Below are 14684 nucleotides of genomic sequence, written 5' to 3'. Positions count from 1 at the left end.
GGCCTCGGCCGCGCCGCCGCGCAGCACCACCTTGATGCTGATGCCCGCAGCGCCTTCGGCCACGCGCAGGCCCAGCTGCTGGGCAATCTGGGGCTTGTCGGGCTGGCAATCCACGCCATGGGCCTGGAGCAGGGCGGCCACGGGCAGATCGAGCTTGCCATGCACCCAGGCGCTGATGTCGGCGGCCCAGCTGCGGCCCGTCAGCTCGTGCAGCACATCGAGCAGGTCCTGCTCGCGCATCGGGCCGGCCTTGCAGCGCCGGTACAGTGCCCGCATCACCACGTCCAGCCCGCTGTGGCCTGCGCGGCGCAGGCTCAGGTCCAGGCACAGCGCCACCAGCGATCCCTTGGTGTAGTAGCTGACGGTGGCGTTGGGCGTGTTCTCGTCCTGGCGGTAGTACTTGACCCAGGCGTCATAGCTCGCCTCGGCCACGCTTTGCAGATGGCGGCCCGGCGTCTGCAGCACCTGGTTCAAGGTCTTGTTGAGCAGCTTGAGGTACTGGCTGTTGTCCAGCAGGCCGGCGCGGCGCAGGACCAGGTCGTCGTAGTAGCTGGTAAAGCCCTCGAAGAACCACAGCAGCTCGGTGTAGTTCTCGCGCTCGTAGTCGTAGCTGGCCAGCTCCATCGGGCGCAGGCGCTTGACGTTCCAGGTGTGGAAATACTCGTGGCTGATCAGGCCCAGCAAGGTGATGTAGCCGCTGCTGGCCTGGGCCTCGCCCTTGCGGGGCAGGTCGCGCCGGCTGCAGATCAGGGCGGTGGAGTTCTTGTGCTCCAGGCCGCCGTAGTTGTCGTCCATGGCGTTGAGCATGAACACATAGCGCTCGAAGGGCGGCTTGCCACGGGGGTGCCAGAGCCGGATTTCGGTCTCGCAGATCTTTTGCGTATCGGCAATGAGGCGTGCGCCATCAAAGCTGGGCGGTGCGCCGGCCACCACAAAGCGGTGCGCCACGCCATGGGCGCTGAACTCGGCGCTCCAGAACGGCCCCATCTCCACCGGGCAGTCCACCAGCTCGTCGTAGCTGCTGGCATGGTAGCGGCCAAAGCCCTGGGGGTTGGTCTGCGCGGCCAAGAGGCCGGTAGCCACCTGCCAGTGGGGCTGCTGGGCCGGCGGCTCGATGTGCAGCACCTGCAGCAAGGCCTCGCTGCCATGCACACGCAAAAATACGCTGGTGCCGTTGAAGAAGCCGCGCTGGCTGTCGAGCCAGGCGGTGCGCACCGAGCTGTCGTAGGCGCAGATCTGGTAGCTCAGGGTGACGGGTTCCGCTGCGCTGCAGTCCACCACCCAGGTGTTCTTGTTCTGCTGCTGGATATCGACCAGCTGCCCGTTCTGGCTGGCGCCGAGGCCCTGCAGCGATTTGGAGAACTCGCGCACCAGGTAGCTGCCAGGGATCCAGACCGGCAGCGACACGGTCTGCATCGCCTTGGGCCGGGGGATGTTGAGCACGACCTGGTAGAGGTGGGCATGCAGATCGATGGGCGTGATGGTGTACTGGATGGCGTGCGGTGCCAGGGCGGGTGCGCTTTTGGTCATAGCCTGCAAGCGTAGCCCCAATTGCATGGTCGCGTGCCGACCCAGGAATTCAACGGACGCAAAAAAGGCCCCGAAGGGCCTGATGGGATGCGGGCAGCAAGCTGCCAGGCTTACTTGACGGCCTTGAGGCGTTTTTCCAGGTCATCCGAGCCGATCGCGCCGGGAACGCGCGAGCCATCGGCAAAGAAGATCGTTGGCGTGCCGGTGATCTTGTACTTGCGGCCAAATTCCATGTTGCGCTGCAGCGCGGTCACGTCGCAGCTCGATGCGGCGGCGGGGGCATCGGTGCCCTTGAGCATGTGGCTGGCCCATTCCTTGGCCGGGTCCTTGGCGCACCAGATATTGCGCGACTTCTCGACCGAGTCGGGGCTCAGGATCGGGTAGAGGAAGGTGTAGACCGTCACGTCCTTGACGTTTTGCAGGTCTTTCTCGAAGCGCTTGCAGTAGCCGCAGTTGGGGTCTTCAAAGACGGCAATCTTGCGCGAGCCATTGCCCTTGACGGTCTTGATCGCGTCCTTCAGGTTCAGGCTGTTGAAGTCCACCGCCGTCAGCTTGTTCATGCGGTCTTCGGTCAGGTTGCGGTGCGCCTGGGTGTCGATCAGCTCGCCCTGGATCAGGTAGTTGCCCTTGGCGTCGCTGTAGAACAGGTCGGTGCCCACGCGCACTTCATAGAGGCCCTGCATCGGCGTGGCGCTGACTTCGTCAATCTTTTGCAGTTGGGGGATACGCTCTGCCAGCGCCTTGCGGATCGCGTCTTCTTGCGCACTGGCAGAGAAACTGGCCGCGATGGCAGCACTGGCCAATACGGTAGAGAGAATTCGCATGAGAAACCTTTTTTGAATCTTGATGGTGAAAGCCTGCGCGCTGGAGAGACCCCAACGCAGGGAAAGCCGCTTGGCGGTGCACCGCTGTCCGTCTGGGCAGGAACTGCGCCTGAACGCTAAACCCCCGTCAATATGAACATTTTGGTACCGCAAGCGGCTTTTGGCCGAACGACGGTTTGTACCAGATGGGCGCTAAAAGTTCACTCCCATGGCCTGGCGGGTGACCCAGGATTTCAGCGGGCCGCTGCTCTCAAAGCCGCGCATGCCCCAGTTTCTCAGGCTCTGCAAAGGTGTCTCTGGCCTGGTAAACAATTGTTGAATGCTGTCCATTGCCAAGCCGATGGGGGCCAGGCGCGCCTTGCGTTCGCGCTCATAGCGGCGCAACAGGCGCAGGTCCGACAGGCGGCGCCAGCGCGCATCTTCGCTGGTCAGCAAACGGGCCAGCGCGGCGATATCGGCCATGCCCAGGTTCAGGCCCTGGCCGGCCAGCGGGTGCACGGCGTGGGCGCTGTCGCCGGCCAGCACCCAGCTTTGGGCCCGGGCGGTACCTTGCAGGGCGCTTCCGGGCATCGGGCCGCACCACTGGCGCGCAACCGATTGCTGCAGCGGCCAGGCGGCGCGCTCGGCGCAAACCGTCAACTGGCCCAGCATGCCCTGGCTGGCCGATTCCAGCGCCATCGCCAGGCCTGCATCGTCCAGCGCCTTGACGCCTTCGACCTGGCTGACCGGCAGCGACCAGACGACGGCCACCTCATGGCCGTCCGGGCCGCCCAGCGGCAAAAAGGCCAGAATGTCGCCAGCGGCCGAAAACCACTGGCGCGCGGCCTGGCCATGGGGGCGCTCGCAGCGCAGGCGGGTGGCGACAGCCGTCTGGTGGTAGGGGATGGTGGCGAACTCCACGCCAAATTCTTCGCGGGTGCGGCTGTGCTTGCCTTCGCAGACCACCGTCAGCGCGGCATCGACCGGGCTGCCTACCGTCTCGACCATCGGTTGGTAGCGCACGGCAGCGGCCAGTTGCGCTTCCAGCGCAGGCACATCGACGATCCAGTTCAGCGCCTCGGTATGCTGCTGCGCCGCATCAAAATGCACCTCGCCGCCTTGGTCGCCATAGACATCCATGCGGGTCACCGGGGTGGCGTACTGGGCCTCGGGCCAGCTGCGCACCGACTGCAGCACCTCGCGCGAGAGCTGGTTGAGCGCATAGGCGCGCACATCGCCGTGGCCGCTGTTGCTGGGCGCAGGCGCCGTGTCCACCAGCGCCACACGCATGCGCTCGCGCGCCAGCAACAATGCCAAGCTGCGGCCCACAATGCCCGCGCCACGGATACAAACGTCGAATTCAGAAGCCATAAGCGATCTATTGTAGTGGGGCACCGTGGCAGTGCAGCGCGCAGGTACGACTCGCCGCAGGGGGCTGGCCACCGTTGGGCGCTCAGCAGGGTGTCCCCAGATGCAAGGCGGCTATTTACTCGTTACAGTGTGGTTTGCCCAGAATCAACCCAGGCGCAGAGCAGCATGGCAAATAGCGATTTTTTTGATGTCACCGGCCATATTGGCCAATTGTGGGTTTTTCCCATCAAATCCTGTGCCGGCATCGCCGTGCAAAGCGCACGCCTGTTGGCCACGGGCCTGGAGCATGACCGGGCCTTCATGCTCGTCGATGGCCGGGGCGAATTCATCTCGCAGCGCGAAATCGCCCGCATGGTGCTGGTGCAGCCGGCCATTGCCGATGGCGTGATGACGGTCACCGCCCCGGGCATGGACCCGCTCCAGGTGGACATGGCCTTTAGCGGCCCCGAGCGCGCGGTGCGCGTCTGGGATGACCGGGTGACGGGCCTGCAGGCGCCCGATGCGGTCAATGCCTGGTTCAGCGCGTTCTTGCAGACGGAATGCACTTTGGTGCGCATGGCCCCGCAGGCGCTGCGGCTGGCGAGCAAGAAGTGGACGGGCGGGGCCGATGCGCCCACGCAGTTTGCCGATGGCTTTCCGGTGCTGGTCGTCAGCCAGGCCTCGGTCAATGAGCTCAACGAGCGCCTGCGCCAGGCGGGCGAGGTGCCAGTGGTGGCTGAGCGCTTTCGCGCCAATATCGTCGTCGACGGTTTTCAGTCGCATGACGAAGACCGCATCGAGAGCCTGTCGGTGCAGCAGGGCGGCCCGGGCAGCCAGCAATGGGCCGATCTGCCCCTCATCAAGCCCTGCGCGCGCTGCCCCATCCCCGATATCGACCCGGCCACCGCTGCGAGTGGCACCAGCGTGACCGACACTTTGCAGACCTACCGCCACGATGAGCGCCTGGATGGCGCCGTGACCTTTGGCATGAATGCCTATGTGCCAGCGGGCACGGGCGGGGTGCTGCGGGTGGGTGATGCTGTCGGCGGCGCCCTGCAGTTTGACTGAGAGCCGCAAACACAAGCCTGGATACGTCGTTGCCTCGCCGGCCGCGCCCTGCCTTGTCGTACGCATGTACTGCCTGCGGCTTGGCGCCTATTCGGGGGGGCGCCTTGCGGCTCGAAGGCCCCCCGTTAATACGCCTGGATTCGCGATTGCCATGCAGTCGGCTTAAAATGCCGGGTTTGTCCGAAAGAATAGAGAAAGCACTGCCATGAGCCTCAAATGCGGCATCGTCGGTTTGCCCAATGTTGGCAAGTCCACCCTTTTTAATGCGTTGACCAAGGCAGGGATTGCCGCCGAAAACTATCCTTTCTGCACGATCGAACCCAATACCGGTGTGGTGGAAGTGCCCGATCCGCGCCTGGACCAGCTGTCCAAGATCGTCGAGCCCGAGCGCGTGGTTCCGGCCATCGTCGAGTTTGTCGACATCGCCGGCCTGGTGGCAGGCGCCTCCAAGGGCGAAGGCCTGGGCAACCAGTTCCTGGCCCACATCCGCGAGACCGACGCCATCGTGAACGTCGTGCGCTGCTTCGAAGACCCGAACGTGATCCACGTGGCCAACAAGGTCGACCCGATCGCCGATATCGAAGTCATCCAGACCGAACTGTGCCTGGCCGACCTGGCCACCGTGGAGAAGGCGCTGAACCGCTACAGCAAGGCGGCGAAGTCGGGCAATGACAAGGAAGCCGCCAAGCTGGTCTCGCTGCTGACCCCCATCCAGGCCGTGCTCGACGAGGGCAAGCCCGCCCGCATCGTGCCCGTGTCCAAGGAAGACGCGCCGCTGCTCAAGCAGTTCTGCCTGATCACCGCCAAGCCAGCGATGTTTGTCGGCAATGTCAGCGAAGACGGTTTTGAGAACAACCCGCTGCTCGACAGCCTCAAGGCCTATGCCCAAGCGCAAGGCGCGCCCGTGGTCGCCATCTGCGCCAAGATCGAGGCAGAAATGTCCGAGATGGGCGACGAAGACCGCGACATGTTCCTGCAGGAAATGGGCCTGGAAGAGCCTGGCCTCAACCGCCTGATCCGCGCCGGCTTTACCCTGCTGGGTCTGCAAACCTACTTCACCGCCGGTGTGAAGGAAGTGCGCGCCTGGACAGTGCCCGTGGGCGCCACCGCACCCCAGGCCGCTGGCGTCATCCACGGCGACTTCGAGCGCGGCTTTATCCGCGCCCAGACCATCGCCTTTGACGACTACATCCAGTACAAGGGTGAGCAAGGCGCCAAGGAAGCGGGCAAGATGCGCGCCGAAGGCAAGGAATACATCGTCAAGGATGGCGATGTGCTGAACTTCCTCTTCAACGTCTGACCGTTTCGGCGACGAAACTGCCTGTGCGCACTCGCTGCGTGCTGGCGAACCCCAGGAGCCCGCTGCTTTGTCAGCGGGTTTTTTCATGGCGCCTTGCGGTCATGCGCATGTGGCAGCGGGATGGCAGAGCAGCGCGGCAAGCCGTATAAGATAGCCGCTGCTTGCGAGATAGCGGCCCCGTTGGCGGTCGCTGCAAGTGCAGCCCCGTCCATTGATTCTTGAAAGCCCCCTTTGGTGACCCCACCTGCCGCCAACACACAAGCCACTGCTGCGCCCGCGCCCCTTGCGCAAAGCGCCGCCGAGCGCGAGCAGCATTCGGTGCAGGCCGATCTGGTGGCGGTGCTGGTGGCGGTGACGGGCGGGCAGCCGCGCATATTGACCACGCAGGCGGGCGAGACGCTGCCTGCGGGGCCTTTTACCGCCAACCACCGCTCGCTGCAGGCCAGCCTGCGCGCCTGGGTGGAGACGCAGACCCACCACCCGCTGGGTTTTGTCGAGCAGCTCTACACCTTTGCCGACCGCGACCGCTCGCAGGAGCTGGGTATGCGGGCCATCTCCATCAGCTACCTGGCATTGACGCGCGAGCTGGACGATGCCGGCCAGGCCCAGCCGGGCTGGCAGGACTGGTACCGCTATTTCCCCTGGGAGGACTGGCGCAGTGGCGCGCCGGCGATGCTGGGCCAGCGCATTGCGCCCGCCTTGCAGGCCTGGGCTGCGCAGGCAACGGGCAAGGCGGCGGCCAGCGCACGCTGGGAGCGGGCCTGTGTGACTTTCGGCCTGGAGGGCAGCGATTGGAACGAAGAGCTGGTGCTGCAGCGCTATGAGCTGTTGTTTGAAGCGGGCCTGGTGGCTGAGGCCTGGCGCGATGGCATGGCGGCCCCCCAAGGCCAGACCTTGCTGGGAACGGCGATGCGCAATGACCACCGCCGCATTCTGGCCACCGGCATGGCGCGGTTGCGGGCCAAGATCAAGTACCGCCCGGTGGTGTTCGAGCTGATGGCCGGCAGTTTCTCGTTGCTGCAGCTGCAGCAGACCGTGGAAGCGCTGGCCGGGCGCAGCCTGCACAAGCAAAACTTTCGCCGCCTGATCGAGCAGCAGGCGCTGGTGGAAGAGACCGGCGAGATCAGCAGCCAGGGCGCAGGCCGGCCCGCCAAGCTGTTTCGCTTTCGCCGCAATGTGCTGGTGGAGCGGGCAGTGGCGGGCAACAAGCTGCCGCTGGCACGCGGCTGACCACCCCAATCCCTCTTTGAAGGCCTGAGCGCAGGTGACAGGTCCCCAGGCTTCAGCGCTTGACAGTACTTATGCTCAGGTTTAGCATAAATCCCCGTGCGACTGCTACAAGGGTGGCGTACCCCTTTTTTACTCTATATATACTCAAAATGAGCATTAATCACACTGCTGCGCTGCCAGTTCCTCCTTTGCCCGATGTGATGCTGGAGCCGCTGGTGCGCATGGCGCTGCTCGAAGACCTGGGCCGCGCCGGTGACCTGACGACCGACACGATAGTGCCGGCTGACGCCAGAGACAGCCTGCGCCTGGTCGCGCGGCAAGCGGGCGTGCTGGCGGGGCTGGATCTGGCGCGGCTGGCCTTTCATCTGCTCGACAGCGGTCTCGTGTTTGAGCCGCTGTGCGGTGATGGCACGGTGCTGGCGCCGGGCATGGAGATCGCCCGCATCCACGGCAAGAGCCGGGCGATCCTGACGGCCGAGCGCACGGCGCTGAACTACCTCTGCCATTTGAGCGGTGTGGCCAGCGCCACCTATTCGATAGCCCAGGCCATCCAGCCCTATGGCACGCGGGTGACCTGCACGCGCAAGACCATGCCAGGGCTGCGTGCGCTGCAAAAGTATGCCGTGCGCGTGGGCGGCGGCAGCAACCACCGCTTTGGGCTGGATGACGCCGTGTTGATCAAGGACAACCACATTGCGCTGGCTGGCGATGTGGCCACCGCCGTGGGCCGCGCCCGGGCGGGCGTCGGTCATATGGTCAAGATCGAGCTCGAGGTGGACACGCTCGCGCAGCTCGATGCCGCATTGCAGCTGGGGGTGGATGTGGTGCTGCTGGACAACATGGACCTGGAGACCCTGCGCACGGCAGTGGCCATGTGCCGGGGCAAGGCCGTCACCGAGGCCTCGGGCCGCATCACGCCCGAGACGGCGCCCCAGGTGGCCGCCACCGGGGTGGACCAGATCGCAGTGGGCTGGCTCACGCACAGCGCCAAGGTGCTCGATATTGGCCTGGATGCCTGAGCTGGCCCTCAATCCCCCGAACACCTGGCATAACCTGGAAGGAGGCCTGTGATGCCCCGAGTTTTCCGACGCTTTTCCTGGTGGTGGGTTGCCAGCGCCACTGTGGCCTGCATTGCAGCTGGCCTGTGGCTGGGCGGCAGCAGCATGGCCGCCGCCCGCTTTGACAAGCCCATCACCATCGTCGTGACCTTTCCGCCCGGCGGCGGCACGGATTTGCTCGCGCGCAAACTGGGCGCCGCCTTGCAGCAGCGCAGCGGCCAGACCGTGGTGGTGGAAAACCGCCCCGGGGCCAGCGGCAATATTGGCGCGCGCCATGTGGCGCAGGCCCCGGGCGATGGCAGCAGCTGGCTGATGGTGAACAGCTCCTTCGCGATCAACCCGGCCGTCTACCGCCAGCTCGATTTTGACCCGCGCCAGGATTTCAAGGCCGTGTTCAATGTGGGCACGATCGCCTCGGTGCTGGTGGTGCCGCAGGCCAGCGCGCTGCACAACCTGGCCGATGTGCGCGCCTCGGCGCAGCGGCTGCAGCTGCCGTTTGCCTCTTGCGGCAATGGCACGCCACAGCACCTGGCCGGTGAAATGCTGGCCCAGGCCGCGCAGCTGCATTTGCAGCATGTGCCCTACAAGGGCTGCGGGCCGGCCATTACCGCCGTGGCCGCTGGCCAGGTCGCCATGGGCATGGTCACCGCCAGCAGCGCAGCGCCGCTGATCGAGGCCGGCCGTGTGCGCGCCATTGCCATCACTGCGCCCCAGCGCCTGGCGCAGTGGCCCCAGGTTGCCACTGTGGCCGAGCAAGGTGCAGCCGGTTTCAGCGTGGAGCAGTGGCATGGTCTGTTGGCGCCTGCCGCCACCAGCGATGCGGTCGTGCAGCACATGCATGCGGAGCTGGCGCAGATCCTGGCCGAGCCTGCGATGCAGCAGTGGCTGCGCGATCAAGGCTACACGCCGGTGCAGCAGAGTGCGGCTGAGTTTGGGCGGGTGATCACCAGCGACATAGACCGCTATGCGGCCGTGGCGCAGCAGCTGGGCCTGAGGGTGGATTAGTGCGGCAGAGGTGGGCGCCGGGCTCAGCGCGACTTCACGAAGGCCAGAAATGCAAAATGGTGGCCGTCATCACCAGGTAGCGCAAAAACTTGCCCACCGCCATATAGAACACGCAGGGCCAGAATGGCAGGCGCAGCCAGCCGGCCACGGCGCAGAGCGGATCACCGACGATGGGCAGCCAACTGAGCAGGCAGGCCTTGGCGCCAAACTTGCGCAGCCAGATGCGGGCCATGCGCTGGTGGCGGCTTTGCTTGTTGGGTGGCGCAGGGGGCTGGCTGGGGTCTGCGGGGTCAAGCCCAACCTTATGCAGGCTGCGTGCCTTGTACCAGGCGGTGCGGGCCAGTGCGCCGGTCCACCAGCTGATGGCGCCGCCCAGGGTATTGCCGGCGGTAGCCACCAAGATGGCCTGCCAGAACAGATCGGGATTGAGGTGTAGCAGGCCGGCCACAGCGGGCTCGGAGCCGAGCGGCAGCAAGGTGGCCGAGATCAGGGCCACGATAAAGACCGTACTGAGCCCGAACTGCGGCAGGGCCAGCCATGTCAGCAACTGTTGAATCCAAGCTTCCATGGCTGCCAGTGTAGCGGCTGGGGGGGGCCCCCCCCGCCAGCGGCGCCGTGGGCCGCTGCCGTGTCAGCCAAGAGGCCGAAAAATGCCATCTGGACAAGCGCTTGCGGCCGAGGCGCTGGAGCGCTCACTGCGGCTGCCAAGCGCGCCTTTGGGGCTTCTCTGGGGCGTCGCCAGCGGGCGCCCCGTCGCCCATTTTTTGGGCATTCCCAAATGTCAAGCGGGTAGATTGGATGTTTGCTACTTTTTTAAGCAGTACAATCTGCCCCTTCCCCTCACCACAACAACCAGCACTTCGGTGGCGAAGTGCTCGCTTTTTGCATTCCATGTCCGTTCGTATCGGTCCCTATACTCTGGCCAACAACGTGTTTGTGGCGCCCATGGCGGGCGTGACGGACCGGCCTTTTCGCCAGCTGTGCAAGGCGCTGGGGGCGGGGTATGCGGTCAGCGAGATGGTGACCAGCCGCAAGGACCTGTGGGACAGCCTCAAGACCAGCCGCCGCGCCAACCATGCCGGCGAGCCCGGCCCGATCTCCGTGCAGATCGCAGGCACCGACGCGCCGATGATGGCCGAGGCGGCGGTCTACAACATCGAGCGCGGCGCGCAGATCATCGACATCAACATGGGTTGCCCGGCCAAGAAGGTCTGCAACAAATGGGCAGGTTCTGCGCTGATGCAAAACGAGCCGCTGGCCGTCGAGATTGCTGCAGCCGTGGTGGAGGCTGCCGCCCCCCATGGCGTGCCGGTGACCTTGAAGATGCGCACCGGCTGGAGCGATGACCACAAGAATGCCGTGCAGCTGGCGCGCCAGTTCGAGCAGGCGGGCATCCAGATGCTCACCGTGCATGGCCGCACGCGCGAGCAGGGCTACCGGGGCCTGGCCGAGTACGACACGATCCGTGCCGTCAAGCAGGCGGTGTCGGTGCCGGTGGTTGCCAATGGCGATATCACCAGCCCGGCCAAGGCACGCGATGTGCTGGCCTTCACTGGTGCGGACGCGGTGATGGTGGGACGGGCGGCCCAGGGCCGCCCCTGGATTTTTCGCGAGATCGTGCATTTTCTGCAGACGGGGGAGCTGCTAGCGCCCCCCTTGGTGGCCGAGCTGCGCCGCCATCTGCTCGAGCACCTGCAGGACCACTACGCGCTGTACGGCGAGAGCACGGGCGTGCGCTCGGCGCGCAAGCACATTGCCTGGTATGTGCGCGATCTGCCAGGGGGCGATGCGTTTCGGCGCGAGATGAATGTGATTGACAACAGTGCGGCGCAATGGCAGGCCGTAGCCGATTACCTGTTAGCCCTGGGGCAACAGATGGACCGGCTGCCTGGCATGGCACCAGCACCAGAGGCCAGCGGGAGTGCGATGGCCCAAGCAACAACAATGAGTGATGACTTTGTATGAGTAAGACGACGATTGAGCAGTCCGTGCGGGACAGCCTGCAGACCTATTTTCAGGATCTGGAAGGCGAGGTGCCGGACCGCGTGTACGAGATGGTGGTGCGCATGGTGGAGCGCCCGATGCTGGAGGTGGTGATGAACCACGCCGACAACAACCAGTCACGGGCCGCCGAATGGCTGGGCCTGAACCGCAACACGCTGCGCAAGAAGCTGGTCGAGCACAAGATGCTCTGACTCGCGCCCTGATTTCAGTGCTGCTTGCGCCCGCTGCGCATGCGGCACAAGCCTGTTTCTATCTTTGAAGTGATTGACATGAAAGCCCTGATTTCCGTTTCCGACAAAACCGGTATTGTCGAGTTTGCCCAGGCCCTGCATGCGCTGGGCGTGCAGCTGCTGTCCACCGGTGGTACCGCCAAGCTGCTGGCCGACAAGGGCCTGCCCGTGACCGAGGTGGCCGAGGTCACCCGCTTCCCCGAGATGCTCGATGGCCGCGTCAAGACCCTGCACCCCATGGTGCACGGCGGCCTGCTGGCCCGCCGCGACCTGCCCGAGCACATGGCCGCACTGAAGGAACACGGCATCGAGACCATCGACCTGCTGGTGGTGAACCTCTACCCCTTTGAAGCGACCGTTGCCAAGGCCGGCTGCACCTTGGCCGATGCGATCGAGAACATCGACATTGGTGGCCCGGCGATGGTGCGCTCGGCCGCCAAGAACTGGAAGGATGTGGGCGTGATCACCGCCGCCGACCAGTACGACGCGGTGCTCGCCGAGCTGAAGGCCGGTGGCAAGCTGAGCAACCAACTGCGCTTTGCGCTGTCGGTGGCTGCTTTCAACCGCATCAGCCAGTACGACGGCGCGATCAGCAACTACCTGTCGTCGGTCAGCTTCGAAGACGAAAAGCTGTCGGAAGAATACGTGCCCGAGCGCGCCGCCTTCCCCGGCCAGAGCAACAGCCAGTTCATCAAGATCCAGGACCTGCGCTATGGCGAAAACAGCCACCAGCAAGCGGCCTGGTACCGCGATCTGTACCCCGCACCCGGCTCGCTGGCCACGGGCGTGCAGCTGCAAGGCAAGGAGCTGAGCTACAACAACATCGCCGATGCCGATGCGGCCTGGGAATGCGTCAAGAGCTTCGAGGTGCCGGCCTGCGTGATCGTCAAGCACGCCAACCCCTGCGGCGTGGCCGTGGGTGCCGATGCATTTGAAGCCTACTACAAGGCCTTCCAGACCGACCCGACCAGCGCTTTTGGCGGCATCATCGCCTTCAACCGCGCAGTCGACAAGGCAGCGGCCGAGGCCGTGTCCAAGCAGTTCGTCGAAGTGCTGATGGCCCCTGAGTTCAGCGCCGAGGCGCTGGAGATCTTCAAGTCCAAGGTCAATGTGCGCCTGATGAAGATTGCACTGCCCGCTGGCGGCAACAGCGACTGGGAGCAGGGCCGCAACGCCATTGAATCCAAGCGCGTGGGCTCGGGCATCCTGCTGCAATCGGCCGACAACCACGAGCTGCAACTGGCGGATCTGAAGGTGGTGACCGTCAAGCAGCCGACCCCGCAAGAACTGCAGGACCTGCTGTTTGCCTGGAAGGTAGCCAAGTTCGTCAAGTCCAATGCCATCGTGTTCTGCAAGAACGGCATGACCATGGGCGTGGGTGCGGGCCAGATGTCGCGCCTGGATTCGGCCCGTATCGCGTCGATCAAGGCGGAAGCGGCCAAGCTGTCGCTGCAGAACACCGTTGTGGCGTCCGATGCCTTCTTCCCCTTCCGTGACGGCCTGGATGTGGTGGTCGATGCCGGTGCCACCTGCGTGGCCCAGCCTGGTGGCTCGATGCGCGACCAGGAAGTGATCGATGCCGCCAATGAGCGCGGCGTGGCCATGGTGTTCACCGGCGTGCGCCACTTCCGCCATTGATGGCACAGGCGGCGCCTGCCAGGGCGCTGCCGCTTTTCACCCAGGGCCGCGAACCTGCGCGTTCGCCGGCCCGTTTCCAGCGCTGGCCCCCGGGCCGATTCCAGCATGAGCGATTCGCAGCACCCAGACCCCGCCCCCAACCCCGATGAGGACAACGAAGCGCCACGCCGTTCGCGCTGGCTCGGCGTGCTGATCGTCGCATTTGCGCTGGTGGTGGGCCTGGGCATGTTCAATATCGGGCGGCTGATCATCCGGCCCAAGCCCGACGTGACGGCCGCTGACCGCCTGATCGAAGCCAGCCCGCAGCTGCAAAAGGGGCGTGAGCTGGTCACCCGCAGCAGCGACTGCATGCGCTGCCACACGATGGAGCTCGATGTGGTGGGTCCCGGCTTTCGCAACATCGCCAAGCGCTATGCGGGCCGCGACGATGCCGTGCCCTACCTGGCCGGCAAGATCCGCGAAGGCAGCGTGGGCGAATGGGGCCGCATTGTGATGCCGCGCCACCCGCAGGTCACGCAGGAGCAGGCCGAGCTGATGGCCGGCTGGCTGATGGCGCTCAGCCCCGCCAAGACGCCGGCCGCCAGCCCGCCTTGATGGCCTGCTGCAGCGATGCTCTGGAGCCCGCTTCTACGCGGGCTTTTTTGTGCCCGGCGGCAATGCCCGTAGGCAGGGCCTGGAAAGGCCCAGCTTTGTAAAGCAAATCTGCGATACTGCTCCGACATAGACCTGAAGGAGGACGCATGAACTATCCCGAATACGCCGGACACGGCGGTGGCCTGGCCGAGGCAAACAGCCGTGGCCAATTCATCAAGGCGGCTTACAGCCATCTGGCCGTAGCCATCTTGGCTTTTGCCGTGCTGTCGTTTGGCCTCTACGCCAGCGGCGCATCGTTTGCGATGCTCAAGATGCTGGGTGTCAGCAAATGGGGCTGGCTCGCGGTGATGGGCGCCTTCATGGTGGTGGGCTGGCTCGCCACCAACGCGGCGGACAATTCGGAAAGCACCGGCGTGCAGTACCTGGCGCTGGGCGGCTTTGTGTTTGCCGAGTCGCTCATTTTCGCGCCGATGCTGGCGATGGCCAGCATCATTGCTCCGGGCTCCATCCAGGCGGCATCGGTTGCCACGCTGGCACTGGTCGCGGGCCTGACCTTCACGGCCTTCACCAGCAAGAAGGACTTCTCCTTCCTGGGCGGCTTCCTGAAGATCGGTGGCCTGGTGGCCATCGGTATCATCCTGGCCGGCGTCGTGTTCGGCTTCAAGCTGGGCATCTGGTTCTCTGGCGCGATGGTGCTGTTTGCCGGCGCTTGCGTGCTGTATGACACCTCGCAGATCATGCGCCACTACCCCGCAGACCGCCCCGCTGGCGCGGCCCTGCACCTGTTCGCATCGGTGGCGCTGCTGTTCTGGTATGTGCTGCGTCTGATCATGCAACTGGGTGGCAGCGACGACTGATCGCCTGCGACAGACCA

General features: G+C 65.0%; 14 protein-coding genes. 10 read left to right on the top strand and 4 right to left on the bottom strand.

What is annotated here, in order from left to right; translation table 11 throughout:
* From H928_RS0115330 to H928_RS0115320, 3 genes are all read right to left on the bottom strand, one after another.
* Window positions 1-1530: M61 family metallopeptidase (locus tag H928_RS0115330; protein ID WP_021027302.1), on the bottom strand; the 1530-nt coding region annotated here is incomplete at its 3' end.
* 110 nt (window positions 1531-1640) lie between these two features.
* Window positions 1641-2354, bottom strand: coding sequence for a DsbC family protein (locus tag H928_RS0115325; RefSeq protein WP_021027301.1), 714 nt, complete (start codon window positions 2352-2354; stop codon window positions 1641-1643).
* 192 nt (window positions 2355-2546) lie between these two features.
* Window positions 2547-3704 carry an FAD-dependent monooxygenase gene (locus H928_RS0115320; protein WP_021027300.1) on the bottom strand — a complete coding sequence of 386 codons (1158 nt, stop codon included), beginning with the start codon at window positions 3702-3704 and terminating at the stop codon, window positions 2547-2549.
* 165 nt (window positions 3705-3869) lie between these two features.
* Between H928_RS0115320 and H928_RS0115315 the strand changes: the two genes are divergently transcribed.
* The 5 genes from H928_RS0115315 (at window position 3870) to H928_RS0115295 (ending at window position 9344) form a co-directional block, all read left to right on the top strand.
* Window positions 3870-4751 carry an MOSC domain-containing protein gene (locus H928_RS0115315; protein ID WP_021027299.1) on the top strand — a complete coding sequence of 294 codons (882 nt, stop codon included), beginning with the start codon at window positions 3870-3872 and terminating at the stop codon, window positions 4749-4751.
* 205 nt (window positions 4752-4956) lie between these two features.
* A complete protein-coding gene (gene ychF, locus H928_RS0115310; protein ID WP_021027298.1) occupies window positions 4957-6051 on the top strand; it encodes a redox-regulated ATPase YchF in 1095 nt (364 codons plus the stop codon).
* Window positions 6052-6369: 318 nt separating this feature from the next.
* Window positions 6370-7281 carry a membrane protein gene (locus tag H928_RS0115305; protein ID WP_027010989.1) on the top strand — a complete coding sequence of 304 codons (912 nt, stop codon included), beginning with the start codon at window positions 6370-6372 and terminating at the stop codon, window positions 7279-7281.
* A 149-nt stretch (window positions 7282-7430) separates the two neighbouring features.
* Window positions 7431-8300 carry a carboxylating nicotinate-nucleotide diphosphorylase gene (gene nadC / locus H928_RS0115300; RefSeq protein WP_027010988.1) on the top strand — a complete coding sequence of 290 codons (870 nt, stop codon included), beginning with the start codon at window positions 7431-7433 and terminating at the stop codon, window positions 8298-8300.
* Between the two features lie 51 nt (window positions 8301-8351).
* Complete coding sequence (locus H928_RS0115295; protein WP_027010987.1) at window positions 8352-9344, top strand: tripartite tricarboxylate transporter substrate binding protein; 993 nt, start codon at window positions 8352-8354, stop codon at window positions 9342-9344.
* Window positions 9345-9378: 34 nt separating this feature from the next.
* Here H928_RS0115295 and H928_RS0115290 read toward each other — a convergent pair whose 3' ends face one another.
* Window positions 9379-9912 (bottom strand): YqaA family protein, encoded by a 534-nt coding sequence (locus H928_RS0115290; protein ID WP_021027294.1) that lies wholly within the window; start codon window positions 9910-9912, stop codon window positions 9379-9381.
* Window positions 9913-10235: 323 nt separating this feature from the next.
* Here H928_RS0115290 and dusB point away from each other — a divergent pair, with 323 nt between their 5' ends.
* The 5 genes from dusB to H928_RS0115265 all read left to right on the top strand — a co-directional run bounded on the left by dusB (window position 10236) and on the right by H928_RS0115265 (window position 14667).
* Complete coding sequence (dusB, locus tag H928_RS0115285; protein WP_021027293.1) at window positions 10236-11309, top strand: tRNA dihydrouridine synthase DusB; 1074 nt, start codon at window positions 10236-10238, stop codon at window positions 11307-11309.
* The gene (locus H928_RS0115280; RefSeq protein WP_021027292.1) at window positions 11306-11539 is read left to right on the top strand and encodes a Fis family transcriptional regulator; all 234 of its coding nucleotides are present in this window, start codon (window positions 11306-11308) and stop codon (window positions 11537-11539) included. Before dusB ends, H928_RS0115280 begins: the two co-directional genes overlap by 4 nt.
* Before the next feature lie 78 nt (window positions 11540-11617).
* Window positions 11618-13216, top strand: coding sequence for a bifunctional phosphoribosylaminoimidazolecarboxamide formyltransferase/IMP cyclohydrolase (purH, locus tag H928_RS0115275; protein WP_027010984.1), 1599 nt, complete (start codon window positions 11618-11620; stop codon window positions 13214-13216).
* Between the two features lie 105 nt (window positions 13217-13321).
* Window positions 13322-13810, top strand: a complete 489-nt coding sequence (locus H928_RS0115270; RefSeq protein WP_021027290.1) for a c-type cytochrome — start codon at window positions 13322-13324, stop codon at window positions 13808-13810.
* A 146-nt stretch (window positions 13811-13956) separates the two neighbouring features.
* On the top strand, window positions 13957-14667 hold the full coding sequence (locus H928_RS0115265; RefSeq protein ID WP_021027289.1) for a Bax inhibitor-1 family protein: 711 nt from the start codon (window positions 13957-13959) through the stop codon (window positions 14665-14667).
* Window positions 14668-14684 lie beyond the last annotated feature (17 nt).

It is taken from the genome of Comamonas sp. B-9 (assembly GCF_000410635.1).
In the GTDB taxonomy this organism is placed as follows: Bacteria; Pseudomonadota; Gammaproteobacteria; order Burkholderiales; family Burkholderiaceae_C; genus Comamonas.
The sequence above is the reverse complement of the archived record's forward strand: the minus strand, read 5'-3'. Positions and strand labels throughout refer to the sequence as shown.

What these genes read in the sequence shown, in the direction of transcription:
- H928_RS0115290 (WP_021027294.1), bottom strand. Translation starts at nt 9,912, where the DNA reads ATGGAAGCTTGGATTCAACAGTTGCTGACATGGCTGGCCCTGCCGCAG.
- H928_RS0115325 (WP_021027301.1), bottom strand. Translation starts at nt 2,354, where the DNA reads ATGCGAATTCTCTCTACCGTATTGGCCAGTGCTGCCATCGCGGCCAGT.
- H928_RS0115315 (WP_021027299.1), top strand. Translation starts at nt 3,870, where the DNA reads ATGGCAAATAGCGATTTTTTTGATGTCACCGGCCATATTGGCCAATTG.
- nadC (WP_027010988.1), top strand. Translation starts at nt 7,431, where the DNA reads ATGAGCATTAATCACACTGCTGCGCTGCCAGTTCCTCCTTTGCCCGAT.
- purH (WP_027010984.1), top strand. Translation starts at nt 11,618, where the DNA reads ATGAAAGCCCTGATTTCCGTTTCCGACAAAACCGGTATTGTCGAGTTT.
- H928_RS0115295 (WP_027010987.1), top strand. Translation starts at nt 8,352, where the DNA reads ATGCCCCGAGTTTTCCGACGCTTTTCCTGGTGGTGGGTTGCCAGCGCC.
- H928_RS0115320 (WP_021027300.1), bottom strand. Translation starts at nt 3,704, where the DNA reads ATGGCTTCTGAATTCGACGTTTGTATCCGTGGCGCGGGCATTGTGGGC.
- ychF (WP_021027298.1), top strand. Translation starts at nt 4,957, where the DNA reads ATGAGCCTCAAATGCGGCATCGTCGGTTTGCCCAATGTTGGCAAGTCC.
- H928_RS0115265 (WP_021027289.1), top strand. Translation starts at nt 13,957, where the DNA reads ATGAACTATCCCGAATACGCCGGACACGGCGGTGGCCTGGCCGAGGCA.
- H928_RS0115270 (WP_021027290.1), top strand. Translation starts at nt 13,322, where the DNA reads ATGAGCGATTCGCAGCACCCAGACCCCGCCCCCAACCCCGATGAGGAC.
- H928_RS0115280 (WP_021027292.1), top strand. Translation starts at nt 11,306, where the DNA reads ATGAGTAAGACGACGATTGAGCAGTCCGTGCGGGACAGCCTGCAGACC.
- dusB (WP_021027293.1), top strand. Translation starts at nt 10,236, where the DNA reads ATGTCCGTTCGTATCGGTCCCTATACTCTGGCCAACAACGTGTTTGTG.